General features: G+C 40.9%; 21 protein-coding genes. 17 read left to right on the top strand and 4 right to left on the bottom strand.

The features are described 5' to 3' along the window. The first annotated feature begins 42 nt into the window (after window positions 1-42). From KKH91_00165 to KKH91_00085, 17 genes are all read left to right on the top strand, one after another. On the top strand, window positions 43-357 hold the full coding sequence (locus tag KKH91_00165; GenBank protein MBU0951232.1) for a BrnT family toxin: 315 nt from the start codon (window positions 43-45) through the stop codon (window positions 355-357). Beyond that, a complete protein-coding gene (locus tag KKH91_00160) occupies window positions 332-607 on the top strand; it encodes a BrnA antitoxin family protein (protein MBU0951231.1) in 276 nt (91 codons plus the stop codon). Before KKH91_00165 ends, KKH91_00160 begins: the two co-directional genes overlap by 26 nt. A gap of 13 nt (window positions 608-620) precedes the next feature. Beyond that, on the top strand, window positions 621-2,915 hold the full coding sequence (locus KKH91_00155) for a glycosyltransferase family 4 protein (GenBank protein ID MBU0951230.1): 2,295 nt from the start codon (window positions 621-623) through the stop codon (window positions 2,913-2,915). A 16-nt stretch (window positions 2,916-2,931) separates the two neighbouring features. Next, the gene (locus KKH91_00150) at window positions 2,932-4,398 is read left to right on the top strand and encodes a glycoside hydrolase family 130 protein (GenBank protein ID MBU0951229.1); all 1,467 of its coding nucleotides are present in this window, start codon (window positions 2,932-2,934) and stop codon (window positions 4,396-4,398) included. A 128-nt stretch (window positions 4,399-4,526) separates the two neighbouring features. Then, the gene (tpiA, locus tag KKH91_00145) at window positions 4,527-5,282 is read left to right on the top strand and encodes a triose-phosphate isomerase (protein MBU0951228.1); all 756 of its coding nucleotides are present in this window, start codon (window positions 4,527-4,529) and stop codon (window positions 5,280-5,282) included. 28 nt (window positions 5,283-5,310) lie between these two features. Continuing rightward, window positions 5,311-5,895 (top strand): phosphate propanoyltransferase, encoded by a 585-nt coding sequence (locus tag KKH91_00140; GenBank protein ID MBU0951227.1) that lies wholly within the window; start codon window positions 5,311-5,313, stop codon window positions 5,893-5,895. Between the two features lie 18 nt (window positions 5,896-5,913). Then, window positions 5,914-6,699, top strand: coding sequence for a 3-hydroxy-5-phosphonooxypentane-2,4-dione thiolase (gene lsrF, locus KKH91_00135; GenBank protein ID MBU0951226.1), 786 nt, complete (start codon window positions 5,914-5,916; stop codon window positions 6,697-6,699). A gap of 4 nt (window positions 6,700-6,703) precedes the next feature. After that, on the top strand, window positions 6,704-7,729 hold the full coding sequence (locus KKH91_00130) for a zinc-dependent dehydrogenase (GenBank protein MBU0951225.1): 1,026 nt from the start codon (window positions 6,704-6,706) through the stop codon (window positions 7,727-7,729). A gap of 16 nt (window positions 7,730-7,745) precedes the next feature. After that, complete coding sequence (rpiB, locus tag KKH91_00125; GenBank protein MBU0951224.1) at window positions 7,746-8,201, top strand: ribose 5-phosphate isomerase B; 456 nt, start codon at window positions 7,746-7,748, stop codon at window positions 8,199-8,201. Beyond that, complete coding sequence (locus KKH91_00120) at window positions 8,198-8,626, top strand: tetratricopeptide repeat protein (protein MBU0951223.1); 429 nt, start codon at window positions 8,198-8,200, stop codon at window positions 8,624-8,626. The genes rpiB and KKH91_00120 overlap by 4 nt, the downstream gene beginning before the upstream one ends. Then, window positions 8,623-9,204, top strand: coding sequence for a hypothetical protein (locus KKH91_00115; GenBank protein MBU0951222.1), 582 nt, complete (start codon window positions 8,623-8,625; stop codon window positions 9,202-9,204). Before KKH91_00120 ends, KKH91_00115 begins: the two co-directional genes overlap by 4 nt. A gap of 14 nt (window positions 9,205-9,218) precedes the next feature. After that, the gene (locus KKH91_00110) at window positions 9,219-10,301 is read left to right on the top strand and encodes a type IV pilus twitching motility protein PilT (protein MBU0951221.1); all 1,083 of its coding nucleotides are present in this window, start codon (window positions 9,219-9,221) and stop codon (window positions 10,299-10,301) included. 27 nt (window positions 10,302-10,328) lie between these two features. Further along, entirely contained in the window at window positions 10,329-11,081 is a 753-nt protein-coding gene (locus KKH91_00105; protein ID MBU0951220.1) for a hypothetical protein, read from the top strand. Between the two features lie 15 nt (window positions 11,082-11,096). Then, window positions 11,097-12,770, top strand: coding sequence for a chromosomal replication initiator protein DnaA (gene dnaA / locus KKH91_00100; protein MBU0951219.1), 1,674 nt, complete (start codon window positions 11,097-11,099; stop codon window positions 12,768-12,770). Window positions 12,771-12,774: 4 nt separating this feature from the next. Then, window positions 12,775-14,943 carry a single-stranded-DNA-specific exonuclease RecJ gene (gene recJ, locus KKH91_00095; GenBank protein ID MBU0951218.1) on the top strand — a complete coding sequence of 723 codons (2,169 nt, stop codon included), beginning with the start codon at window positions 12,775-12,777 and terminating at the stop codon, window positions 14,941-14,943. A gap of 29 nt (window positions 14,944-14,972) precedes the next feature. Beyond that, window positions 14,973-15,830: an S-methyl-5'-thioadenosine phosphorylase gene (mtnP, locus tag KKH91_00090; protein MBU0951217.1), complete on the top strand. Its 858-nt coding sequence runs from the start codon at window positions 14,973-14,975 to the stop codon at window positions 15,828-15,830. Window positions 15,831-15,882: 52 nt separating this feature from the next. Then, window positions 15,883-16,791 (top strand): sugar kinase, encoded by a 909-nt coding sequence (locus KKH91_00085; GenBank protein MBU0951216.1) that lies wholly within the window; start codon window positions 15,883-15,885, stop codon window positions 16,789-16,791. A gap of 173 nt (window positions 16,792-16,964) precedes the next feature. On the opposite strand, the gene KKH91_00080 is transcribed toward KKH91_00085, so the two are convergent. The 4 genes from KKH91_00080 to mfd form a co-directional block, all read right to left on the bottom strand. Beyond that, window positions 16,965-17,162 carry a cold-shock protein gene (locus tag KKH91_00080; protein ID MBU0951215.1) on the bottom strand — a complete coding sequence of 66 codons (198 nt, stop codon included), beginning with the start codon at window positions 17,160-17,162 and terminating at the stop codon, window positions 16,965-16,967. A gap of 212 nt (window positions 17,163-17,374) precedes the next feature. Next, a complete protein-coding gene (locus KKH91_00075) occupies window positions 17,375-19,243 on the bottom strand; it encodes an ATP-binding cassette domain-containing protein (protein MBU0951214.1) in 1,869 nt (622 codons plus the stop codon). 166 nt (window positions 19,244-19,409) lie between these two features. Next, the gene (locus tag KKH91_00070; protein MBU0951213.1) at window positions 19,410-20,225 is read right to left on the bottom strand and encodes a hypothetical protein; all 816 of its coding nucleotides are present in this window, start codon (window positions 20,223-20,225) and stop codon (window positions 19,410-19,412) included. Next, window positions 20,222-23,269, bottom strand: a complete 3,048-nt coding sequence (gene mfd, locus KKH91_00065) for a transcription-repair coupling factor (GenBank protein ID MBU0951212.1) — start codon at window positions 23,267-23,269, stop codon at window positions 20,222-20,224. The genes KKH91_00070 and mfd overlap by 4 nt, the downstream gene beginning before the upstream one ends. Window positions 23,270-23,305 lie beyond the last annotated feature (36 nt).

The following is a 23,305-nucleotide window of genomic DNA, read 5'->3' as shown; positions in this document are numbered from 1 at the left end:
TGACTAGTTGCAACTCCTGATGTATAATATGGTATATACAACATGAAAATAGATTTTATACTTAACATTCACGAATTTGAGTGGGACGCCTGGAACAAAGACAAAATATTCAAGAAACACGGCGTTGAGATATTCGAGTGCGAAGAAATCTTTTTCAATGAGCCTTTAACTGTCATGCCGGATGAGGCACATTCAGTAGCAGAACAAAGATATTACGCATTGGGCGCCACATTAGCTGAAAGACGTTTATTCGTTGTTTTTACAATAAGAAAAAACAAAATAAGAGTAATTTCTGCAAGAAATATGAGCAAAAAAGAGAGGAAAATGTATGATGAAAAAACTAAAAAACATTCCTAAATTTAGAAATGAATCAGAAGAAACGGAATTTTGGGCAAAACACGACTCAACAGAATATGTTGATTGGTCTAAAGCAAAAAAGGTAATACTTCCCAACCTAAAACCAAGCTCAAAATCCATACCTATTAGATTTCCGGTTCCGTTGCTGGAAAGAATAAAAGTGTTAGCCAATAAAAACAATATACCTTACCAATCTTTGATAAAAACATATTTAGCGGATCGCATAGAAAAAGAATTCCATAAGGTTTGAGCGGTGAACCTGCATGAACAATATTCCTGAAATCAAAAAGATTGTTTTTATCGGCAACTATTTGCCCCGTAAATGCGGTATCGCCACGTTTACAGAAACCCTTTATGAATCCATTGCAAACCAATTCCACAACATTAACTGTTTTGCTATTCCCGTCAATGACACCAAAGAAGGCTACGACTATCCTGATTGCGTAAGATTTGAAATCAGGGAACAGGAAATTGATTCCTATAAACGCGCTGCGGATTTTATCAACATTAATGCCGTCAACATTGTTTCCTTACAGCACGAGTACGGCATTTTCGGCGGCCCTTCCGGAGTTTACATCCTTTCACTTCTTAAAAAATTGCAAATGCCCGTAGTCACTACCTTGCATACCGTCCTTAAAAACCCGAATACCGAACAAATGCATGTAATGGAAGGATTAACGGAATTATCGGATATATTTGTGGTTATGACAAAAAGATCAGCTGATTTTCTCACAGATATTTATAAAGTTCCAGAAAACAAGGTTCGTTTAATCCCTCACGGTATTCCCGACATCCCCTTTATTGACTCTAATTTCTACAAAGATCAGTTCGGGCTGGCAGGAAAATTCGTCCTGCTGACTTTCGGGCTTCTTTCGCCTAACAAAGGAATAGAAAACGTACTTCATGCTTTGCCTTCTATCGTAAAAGAATATCCAAATGTAGTTTATGTGATCCTTGGAGCCACTCATCCCAATCTTTTGCGTGAAGAAGGCGAGGCCTACCGTCTAAAACTTCAGAACCTGGCGGAAGAATTGGGTATTGTTAAAAACGTAATTTTTTATAACAGGTTTGTCACGATGGAAGAATTGAAAGAGTTCATTGTAACGGCTGATATTTATATAACTCCTTATCTTGACGAAAAACAGGCCGTTTCAGGAACTCTCGCTTACTCTTTCGGCGCGGGTAACGCCGTCATTTCCACTCCCTACTGGCATGCCGCAGAATTGCTTGACGAAGGAAGAGGAATACTGGTGCCTTTTAATAACCCAGAAGCAATATCACGGGAAGTATTGGGCCTTATCCGCGATGACAATAAACGCAACACCCTGCGTAAAAATGCTTTTATTTTGGGAAGAGAAATGACCTGGAACAATACAGGAAAGCTCTACATGGAGACTTTCAAAGAAGCCAGGTTAAAACACCCCACGCTAATCCACAAAAAACTTGTCCTGGCTTCACTCGACCAGGAATTGCCCGAATTGCCAGCTTTCAAGCTTGATCATTTATACAGAATGACCGATTCAACAGGAATTATCCAGCACGCGACTTACAATATACCCAATTTGGCCGAAGGTTACTGTACCGACGATAATGCCCGGGCCCTTATTCTTACGATTTTTCTTGATGAACTCAAAGAAGGCGATAAAACAAAACTTGCGGACATGGCAACCATATACCTGGCTTTCCTCAACAGCGCTTTTAATGTAAAAACCAACCGTTATAGAAATTTTATGAATTATAACCGTACCTGGGTAGATGAAGCAAACGGCGTCGGCTCGGAAGATTCTCACGGCAGGGCTATTTGGGCGCTGGGTACTTGTATCGGCAGGACTACAAACGCGGGCTTCAGAAATTTTGCAAATATGCTTTTTGAAAAATCATTACAGCCCGTCTGTGATTTTAGCTCGCCCAGGGCGTGGGCCTTTTGTATCATAGGCCTGCACGAATACCTGAGATGTTTTGACGGAGACCGCCGCGTCCACCAGATACGCCAGTCCTTAGCCAAAAAACTTTTTGAACTTTTTAAAGTGCATAGCTCCGAAGATTGGCCCTGGTTTGAACCCGTTGTTACTTATTGCAACGCGAGGCTTTCTCATGCGCTCATCTTAAGCGGCAGATGGCTTGAAAATCAGGAAATGCTTGACTCGGGGCTCAAATCGCTTGCGTGGCTGATTAAAATCCAGACATCTTCAAAAAACCGTTTCCGTCCGGTCGGATCCAGCGGATTCTACAAACGGGGCGAAGAAATTTCAATAGCTGACCAGCAGCCGGTTGAAGCTTTCACAATGATTTCAGCCTGTATTGAAGCTTTTCATACCACCGGCGGCCTGATGTGGTATACCGAAGCGCGAAAAGCTTTTCAGTGGTTCATGGGACGCAACGACCTGGACATTCCTTTATATGACGCTTTAACCGGAGGCTGCCGCGATGCGCTTCATGTTGACCGCGTTAACCAGAACGAAGGAGCCGAATCAAGCCTTTCTTTTTACGCCTCCTTGGCAGAGTTGACTACAGTACAAAACATACTTAGAAGCCAGAAATTGCCGGCATCCAAATAATATCCCAGGGAGAAGTATGACAACAATCGCGTCTTTCGCTCAAAATTCAAATATTTCGCTCACTCCTGACAAAACCAGAACCATACTAAGGCCTTTCGTACCAAGAAATGAATTACAAATTGTTAATATTATTTCACGTGTAATGTCGCTGTCCGAGAATTCTGTTTTAAATCAGCTCAATAAAATTTTAAAAGATTTTGCGGGACGGCACGAAAACATAGAATCGATATTTCTGGAACATTACAAAATGATTCAGTCACATTTGTTTACCGACTTACAGCCATCCAAAGAAAGAAAATTGTTAATTGGTTCGTACTTTTCAAGCGAATATACTTTTGAATCAGCCGCCCTTTTCAACCCGTCCATAATCCCTCATCCGGACCAGGCCAATCTTCCCGAAGGAGCTTTACGTTTTATAATGAGCCTCAGGGCCACGGGCGAAGGGCATATTTCATCGTTAACCTTCAGAATCGGAACTATCGACAGAAATAATTCCATTATTATAGATAATCCGGGAAAATTTGCCATACCGGCTCTGCATGTGCAGAACCCGTTTTATGATAAAAAAACTTTTCATATGAAACTTTTGGAAATGGATCTGGAAAATGATTTTTCCGTGTGCGTATTGGATTCGCTCAAGGATACGTTTGCGTTTTTAGAGCTGACGGACAGTTTAAAAAAGGTGGCGTTTGACGGCAGCAGAAAAAAAACACAGGCAGACGCCCTGGCATACGAAAAAATACTTTTGCTTGCTTTATCCAATTATGAAACCGAGCTTCCTGCATCCAAAAAACTGTCTGACTTAGTAATATTCCCTGCTTCCCCTGCGGAACAAAACGGTATTGAGGACGCGAGGTTTGTTCTTTTTACAGACGATGACGGCACGAAAACCTACTATGCGACCTATACAGCTTATGACGGCAGGATCATTTTGCCCCAGCTTGTGGAAACAAGAGACTTTTCGCATATCAAGATGATAACACTCAACGGAAAGGCAGTAGAAAATAAAGGAATGGCCTTATTTCCACGTAAAATTAACGGAAAATACGCGATGCTTTCCCGGCAGGACAACGAAAATCTTTTTTTAATGTATTCGGATAATATTCATTTCTGGCAGGAAACCCAGCTTGTAATGAAACCGGCCTACGAGTGGGAGTTTATTCAAGTCGGCAATGGCGGTTCCCCGGTTGAAACCGACGCCGGCTGGCTTGTGCTTACTCACGGAGTCGGCCCCGTAAGAAGATACTGTATCAGCGCAGTTTTGTTAGACAAAAACGATCCCACTATTGTGTTAGGGCGCCTGAAAGAACCTTTAATAATGCCTGACAAAACTGAAATGTCTGGATATGTACCCAATGTTGTTTATACCTGCGGGGTACTGATTCACAACCAAAACCTGATATTGCCCTATGCCAAGTCGGATAATACCACAACCATCGCCGTTATTAACCTAAAAGATCTCCTAACCGAACTGAAAAAGTAACAAATCACGGATTTGCTGTTAGCTATCACATGTACGCACATGTACCGTATCTTGTCTTTGTGTTTGTAATATATTATAATTACAGCGTTGTATAAGCAGTTCTAATTATAAAGAGAGGAGTTTATACCATGAGAAAACCAATAATGGCGGGTAATTGGAAGATGCACAAAACAGTCGGAGAATCTGTTGATTTTGTAAAGAATTTAAAAGGCAATATTTCTGACGTAAAAGATTGTGAAATTGTAATTTGCCCCGTTTTCACAGCCTTGAATTCAGTAAAAGAAGCGGCACAGGGCACTAATATTTCTATCGGAGCCCAGAATATGCACTGGGAAGAAAAGGGCGCATTCACCGGAGAAATATCTCCGAAAATGCTTATTGACGCCGGCTGCAAATATGTCATCATCGGGCATTCAGAAAGAAGGCAGTATTTCGGCGAAACAAACCAGACAGTAAACAAAAAAATGGTTTCTGCTTTCAAATTCAGGCTTATTCCGATAGTTTGTGTCGGTGAAACTCTGGAAGAAAGGGAAAAAAATATCACGTTTGATGTGCTGGGAAAACAAATAAAAGAAGGGCTTGCAGGTTTAACAGGCAGTCAAAGTTCTGAAGTTGTCATTGCCTATGAGCCGGTTTGGGCTATCGGAACCGGAAAAACCGCAACACCCGCCCAAGCGCAGGAAGTACACCAGTTCGTAAGAAAATTATTTTCTGAAATGTACGGAAAAGATGCCGGAGCCAATGTAAGAATTCTTTACGGCGGTTCAGTAAAGCCGGACAATGTGTCGGAACTCATGAAACAAACTGATATTGACGGCGGGCTTGTAGGAGGAGCGGCATTGGAAGTGGATTCATATACAAAACTTATAAAATACCAAGGGTAAAAGGAATATTAAAGGGGTAAAAAATATCATGGACAGATCAAAAAAACCGATAATGGCAAACATATCAAACAGGCATCTTCATGTTTCTGAACAGGACCTGCAGGTTTTATTCGGAACAGGCGCAAAGCTTACAAATATCCGCGACTTGGTCCAGCCGGGCCAGTTTGCCTGCAAAGAAACAGTCACTATAGCCACCCCAAGAAATAAAATTGATAACGTAAGAATAATCGGGCCGGTAAGAAAACAAACCCAGGTAGAAATTTCGAGAACAGACAGCTTTCCGTTGGGAATCAATCCTCCGGTAAGGGAATCAGGAAAACTTGAAGCTTCTGCTCCGATTACTCTAATAGGGCCTAAAGGCAAAGTTGAATTAAAAGAAGGCTGTGTCATAGCAAAAAGACATGTTCACATGACGCCTGTGGATGCAGAAGTTCTTGGAATCAAGGATTCAGAAATAGTGCAGGTCAAGGCGGGCATAGGCACTGGGAGAGAAACAATATTTTGCGACGTAGTCTGTCGTGTAAATAAGGATTATGCAGCTGAATGCCACCTGGATACTGATGAAGCAAATGCATGCGGATTAAAAAATGGAGACAAGATAATTATTTTGTAGGGTATTAAGGAGGAATAAATGGATTGGGGATTAAAAAATCGTATTTCAAGAATAATCAAGCCAAAAACAAACAAAACCGTGATGCTGGCGGTTGATCATGGATATTTTCTTGGGCCTACAAGCGGCCTTGAAGTTCCTTCAAAAACTATCAAACCTCTTTTACCTTATGCCGATACTTTGATGCTTACAAGGGGAGTATTGCGTTCCTGCGTAGATGCAGGCAATGATATTCCGATTGTCTTGAGAGTTTCCGGTGGAACAAGTATTTTAAGCGAATTGTCGAACGAAAGCCTCACGGTAGCCATGGAAGATGCTATACGCCTAAATGTTTGCGGTGCGGCTCTTCAAATTTTTGTCGGAGCGCCCAACGAAAAAGAAACATTAATCAATTTAGGAAAACTTGTCGATGCAGGCCAAAGATACGGCATACCGGTTTTAGCTGTAACGGCCGTAGGTAAAGATATGGTACGTGATGCCAGGTATTTAAGTTTAGCCTGCAGGATATGCGCAGAGCTTGGCGCGCACATTGTCAAAACCTACTATTGCGATAATTTTGAAAAGGTTGTGAAAACTTGCCCGGTACCGGTAGTTATTGCAGGCGGTAAAAAACTGGAAGAAAAGGATGCGCTAAAGCTTGCCTACAATGCTATTTCAAGCGGAGCTTCCGGTGTTGATATGGGAAGGAATATATTTCAATCCGCCCATCCGGTGGCAATGATTCAGGCGGTAAGGGCAGTTGTTCATGAAAAAGCAAGCGTAGAAAAAGCGTTTGGTCTGTTTAAATCTTTAAGCAGGAAAAAATAAAAATATGCGTGTTGCAATGTATTATAACAACCGGGACGTGCGTTTACAGGAAATGCCCAAGCCTGAAATTGGCCCGGGCGAGGTTCTTGTAAAAGTTGCCGCCAGCGGTATTTGCGGCAGTGATGTGCTTGAATGGTATCGTATAAAGAAAGCTCCTCTGGTCCTCGGGCATGAGATAACCGGTGAAATTGTTTCCACAGGCAGCGAAGTAAAGCAATATAAAATTGGTGACAGGGTTTTTGTATCGCACCATGTTCCCTGCAACACCTGCCGCTATTGTTTAGAAGGGCAGCACACGGCCTGTGAAACCCTGCAAAAAACAAATTTTTATCCCGGCGGTTTTTCAGAATATATACAGGTGCCGCAATTAAACGTTGACCGCGGGATTTATATTATCCCTGAAGAAATGTCTTTTGAGGATGGCACTTTCATTGAACCCCTGGCATGTATAATCCGCGGCCAAAGAACAGCGGGTTTTCAGAGCGCGAAAACTTTGCTTGTTTTAGGCAGCGGCATGGCCGGTTTACTGCACATCGCGTATGCGCGCGCAACAGGCCTCAGTAGAATTATTGCAACGGATGTCAGTGATTACCGCATGAACGCAGCAAAACAAGCCGGAGCGGATTTCGTGATAAATTCCAAAGAAAACGTTCTTGAACAGTTACTAAAAGTTAACGACAACAGAAAAGCTGATTATATAGTTGTTTCCACCGGCGCCCCTGCCGCTTTTGCGCAGGCATTGCAATGCATAGATAAAGGCGGAACGGTATTATTTTTTGCGCCAACCTCAACAGGCGAACCGGTTTCATTGCCGATAAATGATTACTGGCGTGACGGAATAAAATTTGTATTTTCCTACGGCGGAGCCCCTTATGACCTTTTATTGGCCGTAGAGATGATCCGCTCAAAAAGAATTCCTGTAAATAAAATGATTACACATAGGCTTGGCCTTGCGCAAGCCGGACTTGGATTTAAATTAGTAAGCGAAGCAAAAGAATCAATAAAGGTTATTATAGAACCAAACAGATAATTGAGAGGCGCTTACGATTATAGCTTTCGGATGTGACCATGCGGCTTTTCCTGCAAAAGAGAAGATAATAGATTATTTAAAGTCCGAAGGCCATAAGGTCATCGATTGCGGTTGTTTCAGCGCTGAGAGCGTTGATTATCCTGATTATGCGCAAACAGTCTGCAGGTACGTAGAAAAGGGTGAATGCGAAAAAGGAATCCTTGCCTGCGGTTCGGGTGTGGGAATGAGCATAGCGGCGAACAAATTTTATGGCATCCGCGCCGCGCTGTGTTATTCGGATGAAATTGCTTCCCTTGCGTCAAAACATAATGACGCCAATGTTTTGTGCGTAGGAACCAGGTTTTTCTCGTCAGAGCAAATAAACAAATGGATAAAAATATGGATAGCTACGCCTTTTGAAGGCAATAGGCACACAAAGAGAATTGACAAAATTAAAGCAATAGACAACAAGTGCGCCAGGAGAAGCAAGTGAACAGATTAAATAATAAATTGTTGTTTTCAGCCGCCTTCTTTTTTTTGAATTGCGCGATGCTTTCTCCTAAACTGATACTTGCTGATGAGAATGTTGATAAATCCCGGGATCTTATCAATCAAGGGAAATACGAAGAAGCAATTCAGTTTCTTCAGACGCTGCCTGATTCGAATGAAAAAAAACTATCTCTTGCTTTTGCTTACCTGCAGACAGAAAAATATGACCTGGCAGAAGATTGTCTTTTGCAGGTGGTTAAAGAAAGCCCTGACTCTCTGCCTGCCCGCTACAGCCTTGCAATGCTTTATGAAAAGAAAAAGAATAACCCTGAAGCACTAAGCCAATGGGAAAAGGTTTTGTTGCTGGCTCATAAAAAGGAATTGAAAAATCTGGCAACAAAACATATAACCCAGCTGAAAAAACAATGAAAAACAATATTTTTGCGTCCGCCCTAGCCTCTATGTTTTTATTGATGTTATTAAGCGGCTGCGCAACTGTTAACCGCAGCGCCATAAAACCGGGTTATGATTTTTCAAAAGTTCAAACAGTAGGTATCGGCAATTTCAGCGGGGATTCAAGCGCTTCTGTCAGCGGTGAGTTTGTAAGGCAATTGTTGCGCAGCGGATACAATGTAAAAATGTCGGCAACGGACAGAGACGTAGATTTAATACTTGAAGGCAATGTTGACCAGTATGTCCCGAAGAAGCAGTATCTGTTTTATAATAACGGCAATAATGCAAACACTGTAGTTGTCACGCCGCCAATAGCTGAAATAAGCGGCACAAATACTTATTCCCTTGGAAAAGCTTCCGGTTTGAACGATAAAGCGGAAGTAATAGTCAGTAATGCTTCTATCGGTATTACCGCGCGATTGGTAGACGCGAAGACTCATGATATTGTTTGGGCCAACTCCTATTCCTATGAAAGTTTTGAACTCAAGGGAGCTATCGAAAGCACTGTGAATTACCTGGTAAATTCATTTTCAGGAAGAAAAAAAGAAAAGTAAGCCGGAGGGCTGCTATGGCAATGAATATTAATGAACTACTGAAGCTGATGGTAAAAGCGGGAATTTCCGATATCCATTTTAAATCAGAGTCTCCGCCGCTTATCCGCATTTACGGTAAATTAATGTCTTCGGAATTTGATGTCTTTACCGGTAAGCAGATTGAAGAATTGGCGTATTCATTGTTGAATAAGGAACAAAAAGAAAAATTTGAAACTGAAAGCGAACTGGATGTGTCCTATTCGGTTGAAGGAGTTTCAAGATTCAGGGTGAATGTTTACCGCCAGAGAAATACAGTGGCCCTTACTTTAAGGGTGGTTCCTGTAAAAATAAAAACCTTTGAAGAATTGAATCTTCCGCCTGAAACCTTGAAAAAACTTGCTGCGCAGTCCCGGGGCCTTATTCTTGTTACGGGAGTAACCGGCGCCGGGAAAACCACTACCATGAATTCAATTCTTGATCATATCAACGCTACTTTCAGTTACAATATAATTACTGTCGAGGACCCTATTGAGTTTTACCATAAAGACAAAAAATCCTCGCTTTCGCAGAGGGAAATAGGTTTAGATACGAAATCATTCAAGAATGCCTTGAAATATGTTTTGAGGCAGGATCCGGACATTGTTGTCATAGGCGAAATGAGAGAATACGAAGCAATAACTTCAGGCATCACTGCCGCAGAAACCGGCCATCTGGTTTTGTCAACAATCCATACTATCGACGCAGTTCAAACAATAGACCGTATTATAGATACTTACCCGGAACACCAGCAGCATCAGGCCAGAATCCAATTGTCAAATGTCTTAAAAGGTATTGTCGCCCAGCGGCTTTGCGTTTCAGCTGATGGCAAAGGCAGGGTCCCGGCAACTGAAATTCTTATCGGCACATCTTTAGTAAGAAAAATGATTTTGGAAAATAAAACCCCGGAAATTTATAAAGCCATGGAACAGGGTGAATATTATGGGATGCACACTTTTGACCAGGATTTAAACAGATTGTATATAGAGAAAAAAATTAAACTTGAAGAAGCCCTTGATAAGGCCACAAACCCGGAAGACCTGCAATTGAAGTTGAAAGGTATGTTCCAGGAAATGATGTGATTCTGCCGGATAAAACGGGGATAGATTATGGACGACAAAGAAAATTTGCAGAATGTTTTATCTGAACTAAAAAAAGTTTTAGGCGGCCTGACCAAGGAAGAAAAGGAACAGGTAGTTGAAAAAATAGAAAAAAAACTCGGAGAGGTTGGTTCTTTATTTTACCCTAATACAAAAGTTCCTGTTTCCGCCCCGGACCCTGCACTAAAACAAGAAACTCAAAAAACAATTTCCATACAAAGAATTACGCCTGCAAAGCCGGCAGCCCCAACAGCTGGTGGGAGTTCTTTTAAACCGATTTTCAGGGAACCTGCGCCGTCTGTTGATGATGTTGCTATCGCCCAGGCTCCGCAAATTATCAAATCTAAAGCTGAGGGTGTTGTTGTAGAGTTGCCAAAACAAACCCCTCTTCCCAAAATACAGGAAGGCATGCTTAAATTTGCATGTTTCTACCCGATAGGTAAGGAAGATTTGAAAGAAGCGTTTATTAGTAACCTAGTTGATGTCTTTAAAAAAACCAGTAAAAAACCGATTACTCCTGAAAGTGTGCTTGAACTTGGCGTAGATGTTTTTTCTACCGAATGGAAAGATTTAATAAGCAAGTGCAGGGAAAAAGATGTTAAAGTTATTTTCATGGTTCATCCCGAAGGCTATGACCCGGCAGAAATAAAAAATAAAATATTGGGCGCAGGGATATTTTTTTACAGCATTCCTGCGGTGCATATAAACCGCAAATTAACCTATGTAGATTTAGTCATAGAATTGATACTTCACAAGGAATAATGAAGGATTTAATGTATGCTTGAAAAATGGGAACTGGTGCATTCGCCCAGTGACAAGGACCAGAATAGATATAGATTAAAGCTTAAAATTGAAGAGCACGAGCTGCCGGCATTGCTGACTGAATTAAAAGTTGACAGCGACAGCCCTTTTGCCGCCTTCAGTGACGGGTACAGTTGGGGATTATACATATATGGTCTCAATGAAACAAAAATTGAAAGCTTAAATAATATTCTCGCTAAAAAATCAGGGAAAACAACGCAGGCACCTATCCCAAAACCAGAGCCATCAGCCCCCGCGGCGTCTAACTCTGCCCCAAATCCAAATGGTAGCGGATTTGGGACTTCGTCCAACTCAGAAAAAACAGAAAAAGAAGAATTTTGGGAACTTTATTTAAATCCAAGGTATACTTTTGAAGAATTTGTCGTAGGTTCAAATAACATGTTCACCCACGCTGCTGCTTTGGCTGTGGCAGAAAATCATGGGAAAGTTTATAATCCTTTGTTTATTTATGGCGGTGTAGGACTGGGCAAAACGCATCTAATGCAGGCTATCGGTCATTATGTGGGAAAAAAGTTTCCTGATTTAAGAATATTTTATGTAACTTCAGAAAAATTTGTAAGCGAAGTTATAGATTCTGTAGGCCGCGGGACCTTGCAGCAGTTTCGGGACAGGTACAGGCAGGTAGATTTGCTGCTTGTCGATGACGTACAATTCTTAGCAGAATCAGAATCTACTCAGGATGAATTTTTTCACACGTTCAATATTTTGCACCAGCATAATAAACAGATTGTGCTTACCAGCGACCGCCCTCCAAAACTTTTAAATACACTTGCAGACCGTTTAAGGTCAAGGTTTGAGTGGGGCCTTATTGCGGATATTAAATCACCCACGCTGGAAACTCGCGTAGCTATTTTAAAAAGAAAAGGCGAGTTCGAGCATGTGAAGCTCGACGATAATATGTTGTTATATGTGGCATCGAAATTAAAATCAGATATAAGGGAACTTGAGGGTTTTTTAAAAAGAATAAATGCTTATGCGTCCATAACCAAACAGAACGTCGATATGGAAATGGTTAAATCGTTAATGAAAGATTTGATGCCGGCAGAATATATGGATGAATATCTTCCGCCTTCCCCGGCCCCGTCAGAACCCGCAGTTCCAGTGATTCCTGTTGTGCCTCCGCCCGTTTTTCAACATCCTGTTCAGGCGCCTGTGCAACAACACGTTGAAGTACCTGTCCAGGCTCCAAGCCAGCCTGTGAGTTCCCAGTCAGTTGAGGGAATTGATAAGACTTTCAGGCCCGTAGATGTAGTCTTCTTTTATCCTGAAGGTAAAGAACAGGATCTTAATAAAACAAAAGAGAAATTCCGGGACGTCATTAAAAAACATAACCTTAAATTCAGGCTGGAAAGTATTTTTGACAGGATGTATAATCTGCAGATAAAAATAAATTACAATATGTTCACGGAACTCTGTAAAACAAATAAAGCTAATATAGCTATAGTAGTCGGGCCGCCTCCTGATTCCTGTATATCAAATGATGAATTTATGACTTCAATTTCAAGCTTTATGGAAAGCGAAAAAATATCTTTGCAGTATATTTCCTGGGACGAATTAAATAAAGATTACAGGTATCTTAACCTGGCCCTGGATATAACTTTAACAAAACACAAAGATACTGCAGGATAGTTGTATGGCTATTATTCCAAAAAAATGGATTGTTAAAACAAAAAATGAAAATCTGGTGAATGAAATTTCTCAGGGGCTTAACATCTCGAGAACCGTAGCCACAGTTTTGGTAAACAGGGGTGTTAAGAGCATTAAAGCTGCGAATATGTTCATGAACCTTTCATTTTACGATTTAAATAATCCTTATTTGCTTCCTGATATGGAGACTGCGGTTAAGAGAACCCGCCGCGCGGTCGACAATAAAGAAAAAATACTGGTTTATGGCGACAGGGACCTGGATGGGGTCTCTTCCGTAACGGTGGTTTACAGCACTTTAAAACTTCTTGGGGTAACGCCGTTGTGGTACATTCCTTCTACTGAAGGATACGGCATGCATAAGAGCGTTATAGATAAATATATTGAACAGGGTGTGACTCTTATTATCACGGTAGACTGCGGCATTACAAACTCTGAGGAAATTGCTTATGCTAAATCCAAAGGCGCAGAAGTGATAGTTACCGATCATCATGAGCCCCCTAAAAATATGCCCCTGGAAGCAGTAGCGCTCATAGACCCGAAAAGAAAAGACAGTAAATATAATTTCAATGACCTCTCAGGCTGTTCTGTGGCTTTAAAGTTTACCGAAGGATTGTTAATGTCTTACGACAAATATTATGACAAGGAAATGTTTGTGCTGGACATAGAAACTACAGGGTTTCATCCGGTTTTTGATAATATTTCGGAAATCGGTGTTTTAAAAATAAAGGATTTTGTTATCCGGGAAAAATTGCAAATATTTGTCGGCACAGGCGCGGATTGCTGCGATATTGAATCCGCGTCAGAAAAATTGCTTGGATTTATCGGAGAAAATACTGTAATAACGCACAATGCGGAATTTAATATAGGGTTCATCAGGCAGTTAACTAAAAAGTTCTATAACCGCGAGTTTGATAATTCTGTCATCGATACACTTACTCTTTCCAGAGAATATTTCCCGTTCGAATCTTATGGGCTTGGCTCGCTTACAGGAACTTTGGGAATTGAACAAATCCATTCCGGGCATGCCATTGATGATGCTATTTTGACGCTGCAGGTCTTCGAAAGATTGGAGAAAATCAGAAATAACCGGCTGAAATTTTTCCTGCAGGACAACCTGGATGTAGCCAGTATTGCAACTATCAGCGATATGATGCCTCTTGTGGGCGAAAACAGGATTATAGTAAAACAGGGCATCGAATCGCTTAAAAAAACACGCCGGATAGGATTGAAGCTTTTAATAGAGCAGTTTTCAAAAAAAGAAGATTTAAACACGAAGTCCATATCGTTCAATATAATTCCGTTGCTCAACGCCTGCGGCAGGCTGGGCCGCGCAGAGTTAGCGGTGGAACTGCTTATTGCTGAAGATGTCACAAAAGCCGAAAAAATACTTGATGAAATTATAAAGTTAAACCAGGAACGCAAAGAACTTCAGTCAGAAAATATCGATAAATTTATTGAACTGCTGAAAAAACAGTGCGACACAGAAAAGGACAAACTTTTTTTTGTTTCAAGTACCGGGATAGAACACGGTGTTACGGGAATTGTAGCATCCCAGATAGTCAGGCAATATAACAGGCCGACTCTTTTGCTTATTATTGAGGGCCAGGAAGCTGTGGGAACAGGCAGGTCCATCGGCGGTTTTAATATTCACAAAGCCCTGGAAAGGTGCGGGGATTTACTCGTAAAATTCGGCGGGCATTCCCAGGCGGTTGGGTTTACGGTAGCGGTGGATAAGATAGCAGAGTTTAAAAACAGGATGATTGAAATTGCTAACCAGGAAGTTACCAGCGAGATGCTGGAACCTATTTTGGAAATTGATTCACAGTTAAAACTTTCGGAAGTAAATATGGAACTCGTTAATGAATTGAACGCGCTGGAGCCTTTTGGAATAGAAAATCCGTATCCGATATTTTTAATTAATAACGTAAAAGTTGACGAACATTCTTTAGTCGGCACAGGCAACAACCATTTAAAATTAAAGATGTCTGAAAATGGACACAACCTTTATGCAATAGGATGGAATTTAGCGGATTTGTCTTCGATAGTATTCAGCGTTTCAAAATATATTGATGCGGTGGCGCAATTGGAAATAAACCGCTGGCAAAACAGGGAAAATGTGCAGTTGCAATTATTGGATATTAAACCAGTATTGTAAAAGGGGGAAGTGTGGTAAAACAAACAGAGATTGTAAAAATTGGTATTATTGGCGGGAGCGGTGTTTATCACATAGATGGGTTAACAGGTGTTAAAGAAATAGCTATCAAGACGCCGTTCGGCAACCCATCTGATAAAATAGTTCTCGGCACATTACAGGGCCGCCGGGTTGCATTTCTTCCCAGGCACGGCAAAGGCCATAGAATTCTCCCCGCTGAAGTTAATTCCCAGGCAAATATATATGCGCTGAAATCTTTAGGGGTTGAGCATGTTATAAGCATTTCTGCCTGCGGTTCTCTTAAAGAAGAACTAAAACCCAGGGACTTTGTCATCCCGGACCAGATATTTGACAGGACCCGCCTGAGAAGGCCTACGTTTTTTGGCAACGGTCTTGTAGCCCATATAGAATTTGCCGAACCCTACTGCAAAAATTTAAGAAAATTGGCGTACGATTGTTTGAAGGAAGCCGGCGCGAATGTCCACTTTGGCGGGACTTATGTTTGTATTGAAGGGCCGCAATTTTCTACAAAGGCTGAATCTGAAGTAAACCGCAAACTTGAGTTTAGTGTGGTCGGTATGACTGCGCTGCCTGAAGCAAAACTTGCCCGGGAAGCAGAAATGTGTTACGTAACGGTTGCGGCAGTGACGGACTATGATGTTTGGAAGGAAGGGGAGGAAGTAAGCAGTGATATGGTTATTGGAAATTTGAACGCGAATGTGAATAATGTAAAAAATATGCTCAAAATTCTTATTCCCAGGATTCCTTTAAAAGAAAGAATATGCAAATGCTCTTCAACTTTGAAATATGCTATTTTCACAAGTAAAGAAAAAGCTAATAAGGCTACAGTAAAAAAATTGGATTTGCTTATTGGCAAATATTGGAGATAATATACCCCAGGCCTTTCCTAGCAGGCAGAATGGGGTATTAAGGGGGGTAAAAGTGGCCATTCTCGTTGTAGGTTCTGTTGCGCTTGATAGTGTTGAAACACCTTTTGGTAAAGTTGAAGATGCTTTAGGCGGGTCAGCCACCTATTTTGGTGTTTCGGCAAGTTCCTTTACGCCCGTGAAACTTGTTGCTGCAGTAGGAACGGATTTCCCAGCAAAACATGTTGATCTTTTAAAAAAACACAAGATAGATACCACCGGCCTGGAAAAAATGGAAGGAAAAACTTTCAGATGGGCTGGGGTTTACGAAACGAATATGAACAACAGGCGCACCCTAAGCACCTGCCTGAATGTGTTTGAGAAATTTTCGCCGAAAATCCCTGAAAGTTACCAGGATATTCCTTATTTATTTTTAGCAAATATTGACCCGGACTTACAGTATGACGTGCTGGATAAAGTAAGCCGCAGAAAAAGGCCAAAGCTTATAGCTTTGGATACAATGAATTTGTGGATAGATATAAAGAAGGAATCTCTTATAAAAGTCCTTAAAAAAGCGGATATCCTCCTTATTAACGAGTCTGAAGCCAGGCAATTTGCCCAGGAACACAATCTGGTTAAAGCGGCAAATATTATTTTAGCCCACGGCCCCAAAGCAGTGGTTATTAAGCAAGGTGAATACGGTGCTCTCTACTTCAGTAAAACTACGGTTTTTAGCGCGCCTGCATATTTACTGGAAAGTGTTTGCGACCCTACTGGAGCCGGAGACAGTTTTGCCGGCGGATTTTTTGGATATTTGGCAAAAAAAGGCAAGCTGGATGATAAAACTGTCAGGCAGGCAATGATTTACGGAACTGTCATGGGTTCTTTCTGCTGCCAGGGTTTCAGCCTGGATAAACTCTGCAAAATTTCCCAAAAAGATATCCAAAAAAGATATAAAGAAATAAAAGAACTCACTGTTTTTTAAGGAACTTTTTTATACCTTAAAGCCAGGGCTTCTTCAATCCTTTTTTTACTATTTGTATAGTTTTACCTTAAGTGGACAGTTTCACTGCAGGGCAGTCTACCATCAGGGCAAACAAAAACCATCCGGATATAATCCAAGATGGTTTTTATCTTTTTTTAAGAGTTTAAAGATTATTATATCTTTACAACGTCTTTGGCTTTGGCGCCCTTCTCATCGGTGATAACTTCGAATTCAACATTGTCACCTTCATTCAGGCTTTTGTAACCTTCACCCTTTATGGATGAAAAGTGTACGAATACGTCTGCGCCTTCTTCTGGTGTGATGAATCCATATCCCTTGCCGGAATTGAACCATTTAACTTTACCTTTCATTTAAAAAATTCACCTACTTTTGTGAAGGTATGATTTTTGAAACGTACAAGAACTGTGGGTCCAACATGATGTGATACTGCTTTCTGATGTGATAAACAGCTCAATCGGGGTTGTAACTTGAAGAATTTTGTAATTTCAAACTTCACTGCACTAATAATATAGCATGTTATGTTTTAAATGTCAATAGGCGCAAAAAAAATGACGAACGCCCCCTATGCTGATTGGAAGTTGTTGAGTTTTTCTTCGAATTCCTTCTGGCTGGTTTCATATTCGGTGCTGTATTTTGACAGCTTTTCAAAAAATTGTTCTATTTCCTGATTAAGATAACTGTTTCTTTTTGATGTTTCCGTCATCTTGGGGCTATAACCTTCTGACGAAGCCTTGATAAGCAATTCATTATTAGCGTTTATTTCCTGTTCCATTTCAGAGATGCCCTTCTCCAGTTTATTTATCTCTGTTTTGAGCGGGCGCAGGATATTATCCCGTTCTTTCATTATTTCGGCCCTCAGTTTCCTGTAAGTCTTCTTGTTGTGGAAGGTGTTGTTCAGGCTTAAAGAAACTTTTTTAGGCTGGGCTTCCGGATCCAGGTTTCTTTCATCATCCCAGCCTATATTTTCCAGGAAGTCCTGGTAACCGCCTTCATAAAGGGTTATTTTATCTTTATCAAAAATTATGAGGCGCTTAGCTATACGCTTTAAAAAAGCTTCATCGTGGGTTACCATAACCACTGAGCCGTCAAATTCGTCTATAGCTTTGAGGAGTGCATCACAGGAATCCATATCCAAATGGTTTGTAGGTTCATCTAAAAGCAGCAGTTGGCACGGGGTAACCACCATTTTTGCCATCATTACCCTGTTTTTTTCGCCGCCAGATAGCACTGAAACAGGTTTAAAGGCGTCATCTTTCTTAAACATGAACATTCCGGCTATATTTCTGGCTGTCTGTAGGTTGCAGGCCGGGTTGGATAACATGATCTCATCTAAAACAGTATTTTTAGGGTTTAATCTCAATATATTGGGTTGTCCGAAGTAACCGGTTTGCAGGGTTTGGTTAATTTTAACTGTGCCTGAAAGTGGCTGAATTTCGCCGGCGAATGTTTTTAATAACGTGGATTTACCTTTACCGTTTTTTCCTATAACGCAGATTCTTTCTCTTTTTCCGACAGTTAAGGAAAAATCTTTTATCAGGTAAGGTTCGCTTCCTGTATAGGAAAATATAATTTCGTTTGCATTCACCATATGAGTTGATATGAAGGGTATTGAGTTAAAGGAGAAATTCAGAGATTCTATTCTTTCAAGATGTTGTTTTTCACCCATTTTTTCAAGGAGTTTCATTTTTGACTGAACTTGGCTGGCCAAACTGGCTTTGGCCCTGAATCTGGCTATGAAAACTTCCAGCTGGCGTTTTTTATTTTCTTCGTTTACTAGAGTTTTTTCATAAACTTCTTCTTCCGTGGCTATCTGGTCGTATAGTTTTTGGGTTCCGCCTTTTACTTTTTTCACTTTTGCGCGGTGAATGGCTACAGTGTGGGTGGTTACGCTGTCCATGAAACCTCTCTCATGGGTGATAAGTATCAATTCGCCCTGCCATTCTTGCAGAAAACTTATCAGCCATCTTGATGCCACGATGTCAAGATAATTATTTGGTTCATCAAGCAGGAGCATATTGGGTTCAGAAACAAGAACTTTTGTCAGGTTCAGTCTTATCTGGTAACCGCCGGAAAATACTGAACAGGGTTTTTGCATATCTTCTTTTGAAAAACCCAGGCCGGAAAGAATTTTTTCAACTTTCCAAGTGCTATATTTGTCCTCTTCTCTTAAACCCAGGCAGGCTTCCTTTAGTACGGAATCCTGAGTAAAGTTCATATGTTGTTCCAGGTGCCCTAGTCTGTACCCTTTTGGAATAGCTAGTTCGCCGGAATCAGGTTGTATTTTGTCGAGTATGAGGTTAAACAAGGTGGTTTTACCGTGGCCGTTTCTACCGACAAGCCCTATTTTTTCCCTTGGGTTGATACCCAGGGTGATATTGTCGTAGAGAAGCTGGTTACCAAAATATTTTGTAAGATTAATTATATGTATCATATTATTTGACTAAGTATTATATACATTTTCTCCGGATTTAACAAATTTCAAATAATATTATTGATTTAATCATGCCAAAAATGTACGGAATTGAATTTCTTAGAAAAGCAAATGAAGAGTGGACAAGCCTTTCTCCGAGCAGGAAATACAGGAGTTTGTAGGTAAATTATCCGAACTTAATTGATAGCGATATTTTTTGCGATTTATTGGAATCATCAGACATATTTATTCCGTAATCAAATTGAAGCTTATTTATAATAATTCCAGCCCCAAGTGTGATCTTTTCTTTAGCATCAGTTCCATCCTTATACCCTACCCTAAGCAAAATTGAATTAGTAAGAGCCAATTCCATGCCGTAGTTAATCGTGTTTGTGCCGCTTTGTTCGAAAATATTGTCAATTCCTAAAGAAATTTTTTGAGTTTTGTATCCGATGCCCGCAATAGTAGCTTTGGGCAAAATCTCCTGCCCATTCCTTAGTTTTACCGGCGAACCTATATTCTGAGAATATATCCCGACCGTATAATCCCCAAAAAATTTATACGCTATTCCTACATCATAAACCTGCATTTCAACTGTGTTCGTGCTCGAAATAGTGTCATTAATAAATTTATAGTTTATTCCCCAGTGTTCGGAAATATACCCGTCAGCAGAAATAGAAATTGTTGTTAACGATGCTGATTCAGTGGATTCTTCATTTCTGTCATATTTTAAGTAACCAATACCGAATCCCTTTTTTGCATAAGTGTAAGAAGTACAGGTTTTAAAAAATGAGTAATTAAATTCAGCGCCGGTTACGGTTGACAAACCTGCTGGATTTGCGTAGATAGTATTCGCGCCGTCATATAAACCGCCGGCGATAGTTCCCATGGAGTGGGCTCTGGCTGAAATCGCCTGATTTAAAAAAGGTAAAATAGAATCAGTGCCGGAAGCGATCGTTGGATATATAATTGAAAGGGTTATAAACAAAAATATTTTTTTCATAAAAGGCTTCTGAAAAATTGTTTCAGGAATATCAACACCGGCTGTTCATCCGGAATAAGTTTCTTTTTGATTTTAAAGCCGAAGGAACTGAACTCAATGACCTGCCCCATGTTTTTGTATAGGTATTCTACCATTTTTGGAGCTATATTGTTACTAAAAAAATGAACATCGACAAATTTTGACTGTTCTTTAACCAGAGAGACTTCAAGTTTTCTTAAAATCGTACGCAATTCTACAACATGAATAAGCTGTTTTAGTTCGTGCGGAAATTTACCGAACCGGTCTTCAAGTTCGATAATTATTTTCTGCAGTTCTTCGTCATTTTCCGTTGCCATGAATCTTCTATAGTAGGCTATTCTGATATCGTCCTGCGTGATATAGTCGCCGGGGATAAAAGCGGCGATATTAAGGTCAATTGAAGGGGTTTTATCTTCTTTCTGCCTGGGAGAAGCGCTGCCCTTGAGCCCTCCGTTTTTCAGGAGGTGCATTTCTTCGGAAATAAATTTGCAGTACATATCCAGCCCCACATCCTGCACAAAACCATGCTGTTTGTCACCGAGAATTTCTCCTGCGCCGCGGATTTCCATATCACGCAAAGCCAGTTTAAATCCGGAACCGAGATTCATGAATTCATACAGCGCCTGAAGGCGTTTTTTGGCGTCTTCAGTCAGCTCTCCTTGTGAAAAAAAGAGGTAACAGTAGGCTTTGGTCCTGCTTCTGCCGATTCTTCCGCGCAGCTGATATAGCTGAGACAAACCGAATTCTTCTGCCTGTTCAATTATCATCGTATTTGCGTTGGGTAAATCTATTCCGGCTTCAATAATCGTTGTTGCAATCAGACAGTCAATTTTCTTATGCGTAAATTCATACATAGTTTTTTCTATTTCACCGGAATGCATCCTGCCGTGCAGGACAGAAAAACGCACGCCGGGCAATAATTTCTCAAGATAATTTTTTCTGGCGAAAATGCTATGGATGTAATTATGCACATAAAAAACCTGGCCGCTACGGTTAAGTTCGGCAAGAATTGATTTTTTGATCAAATTATCATCATACCCGCCGATATAAGTATCTACCGGCAGCCTGCCTTCAGGAGGGGATTCAATTACTGATAAATCTTTTATTCCTGATAGAGACATTGATAATGTTCTTGGGATGGGTGTGGCGGTAAGGGATAGAACATCGACATTTTGTTTCATCATTTTAATGTGTTCCTTCTGTTTTACCCCAAACCGGTGTTCTTCGTCAATTATTAAAAGGCCTAATTCTTTAAATTCAACATCTTTTTGGATCAGCCTGTGTGTGCCGATAACGATATCAATCAATCCTTTTTTTAAAGCTTCAAGAGTGTCTCTCTGTTCCTTCTTTGTCTGAAACCTGGTCATCAAACCTAGGGTAACCGGGAAAGATTTTAATCGTTCAATAAATACATTATAATGTTGTTCAGCGAGGACTGTTGTAGGAGCAATCAAGCCAACCTGTTTGGAATCGAGCGCCGCTTTAAATGCCGCGCGCAAGGCGACCTCGGTTTTACCGAACCCTACGTCTCCCAGCACAACTCTGTCCATGGGATGAGCACTTTCCATATCCTTTTTAACTTCCTCAATGGCGCGGACCTGGTCAGGTGTTTCGTTATATAAAAATGAGTCTGCCAGCACTCTCTCAAATTCATTATCCTGCGGAAATTTATAACCTGGCAAGCTTTTGCGTGCCGTATAAAGTTCGTAAAGGTGTTTGGCTATATCGCTTGCGCTTTTTTTTGCACGTTCTTTCGCATGTTCCCAACTGATGCTGTCCAGTGAATAAAGCCTTGGGCGCCTGCCTTCAACTCCGATATATTTCTGTACTTTATGAAAATCCGTTACGGGTACAAACAGTTTGTCGCCCCCGCGGTACTCAAGAAAAAGATATTCCGAAATGCTTTCTCCGGTGTTTATTTGTTTTAAACCGCGGTATTTGCCTATCCCATGTTTTTCGTGGACTACGAAATCGCCGGCTGAAATTTCCCAAAGTGCGTCCAATGGTTTGCCAGATTTGAACTTTGGAAGCCGGATAGGCCGGTCATATCTGCCGAAAATTTCATTGTAGGTAATTAGCGCAATTTTTTTCCCGGGGTTATAGAAACCCTGAGTAAGCGGGGCTATGAAAACAGGGACAGGAGCGGTGCTTTTATCGTCAAAGATTTCAAGCAACCTTTCCTGTTCGCCCATATTGGCGCAGAATATTATTATTTTGTAGCATTCTTCACGCAGGGTTTTCAGTTGGTTAAAAAATAAGTTTAAATTCCCGCGATAATTTGAGTTTGGAAAAAAATCGAGAGGGGTTTCCGTTAATGCCTGAAGTTCGATTGTTTTATAGCCGGCAATCCAACCCGGTAAGGTTTCCTGGGCCACATTTTCGTCAATAAATATGGTTATGTCTTTCGGCAGGAATTCTTCCAAACTGGCGGAATTGTTTTTACCTTCGGATGCGGGAAGAACAGCGCATTCCATAAGCGTCTTTTTTGAGCGCTGGGATTCAATTTCAAATTCCTTTATTTGCTCAATTTCATTATCTAAAAATATAAGCCGGTAAGGATTTGCGCTCTGCGGAGGCCAGACATCTATTATTTCGCCGCGCACTGAGAATTGACAGGTGTCGCTGACAAAATCCTCCCTGGCGTAGCCGGTATCTCCTAAGAACTGTATTATTTTTTCGCGCGGATAAACGGTGGATGTTTTTAAATGCAGCACTTCGAATTTTTCTATTGAAGCGGTGTTTTTCGAAATTGATGAGGCGCTGGAGAGCAGAAAAATAGGGCTATCCTTAGGACGATTGAGTATCGAGTAAATGGCGGCAATTCTTTTAGCGTCTTCTTCGGGGAAGGCCGCAATTTCCCCAGGAGGTTTTTCAAGCCAGGCCCCGATTGCAGAGAGGTTGTCAGTGTAAATATCTATCGCTTCGTCATCGCTTAAAATGCACAGGCAGGATTTGCCTGTCCTGTGGAAGTTTTCTGTTAAATAATAGGCTTTTGCGCCGTCAGTCGTCAATCCCGAAATCTTCATAATATAGAGTAAAATATAATAAAATGGCCGGAAAGT

It is taken from the genome of Elusimicrobiota bacterium (genome assembly GCA_018816525.1).
Lineage (GTDB): Bacteria > Elusimicrobiota > Endomicrobiia > CG1-02-37-114 > XYA2-FULL-39-19 > OXYB2-FULL-48-7.
Note: the sequence above shows the minus strand (reverse complement) of the source record. Positions and strands in the feature narration are given on the sequence as shown.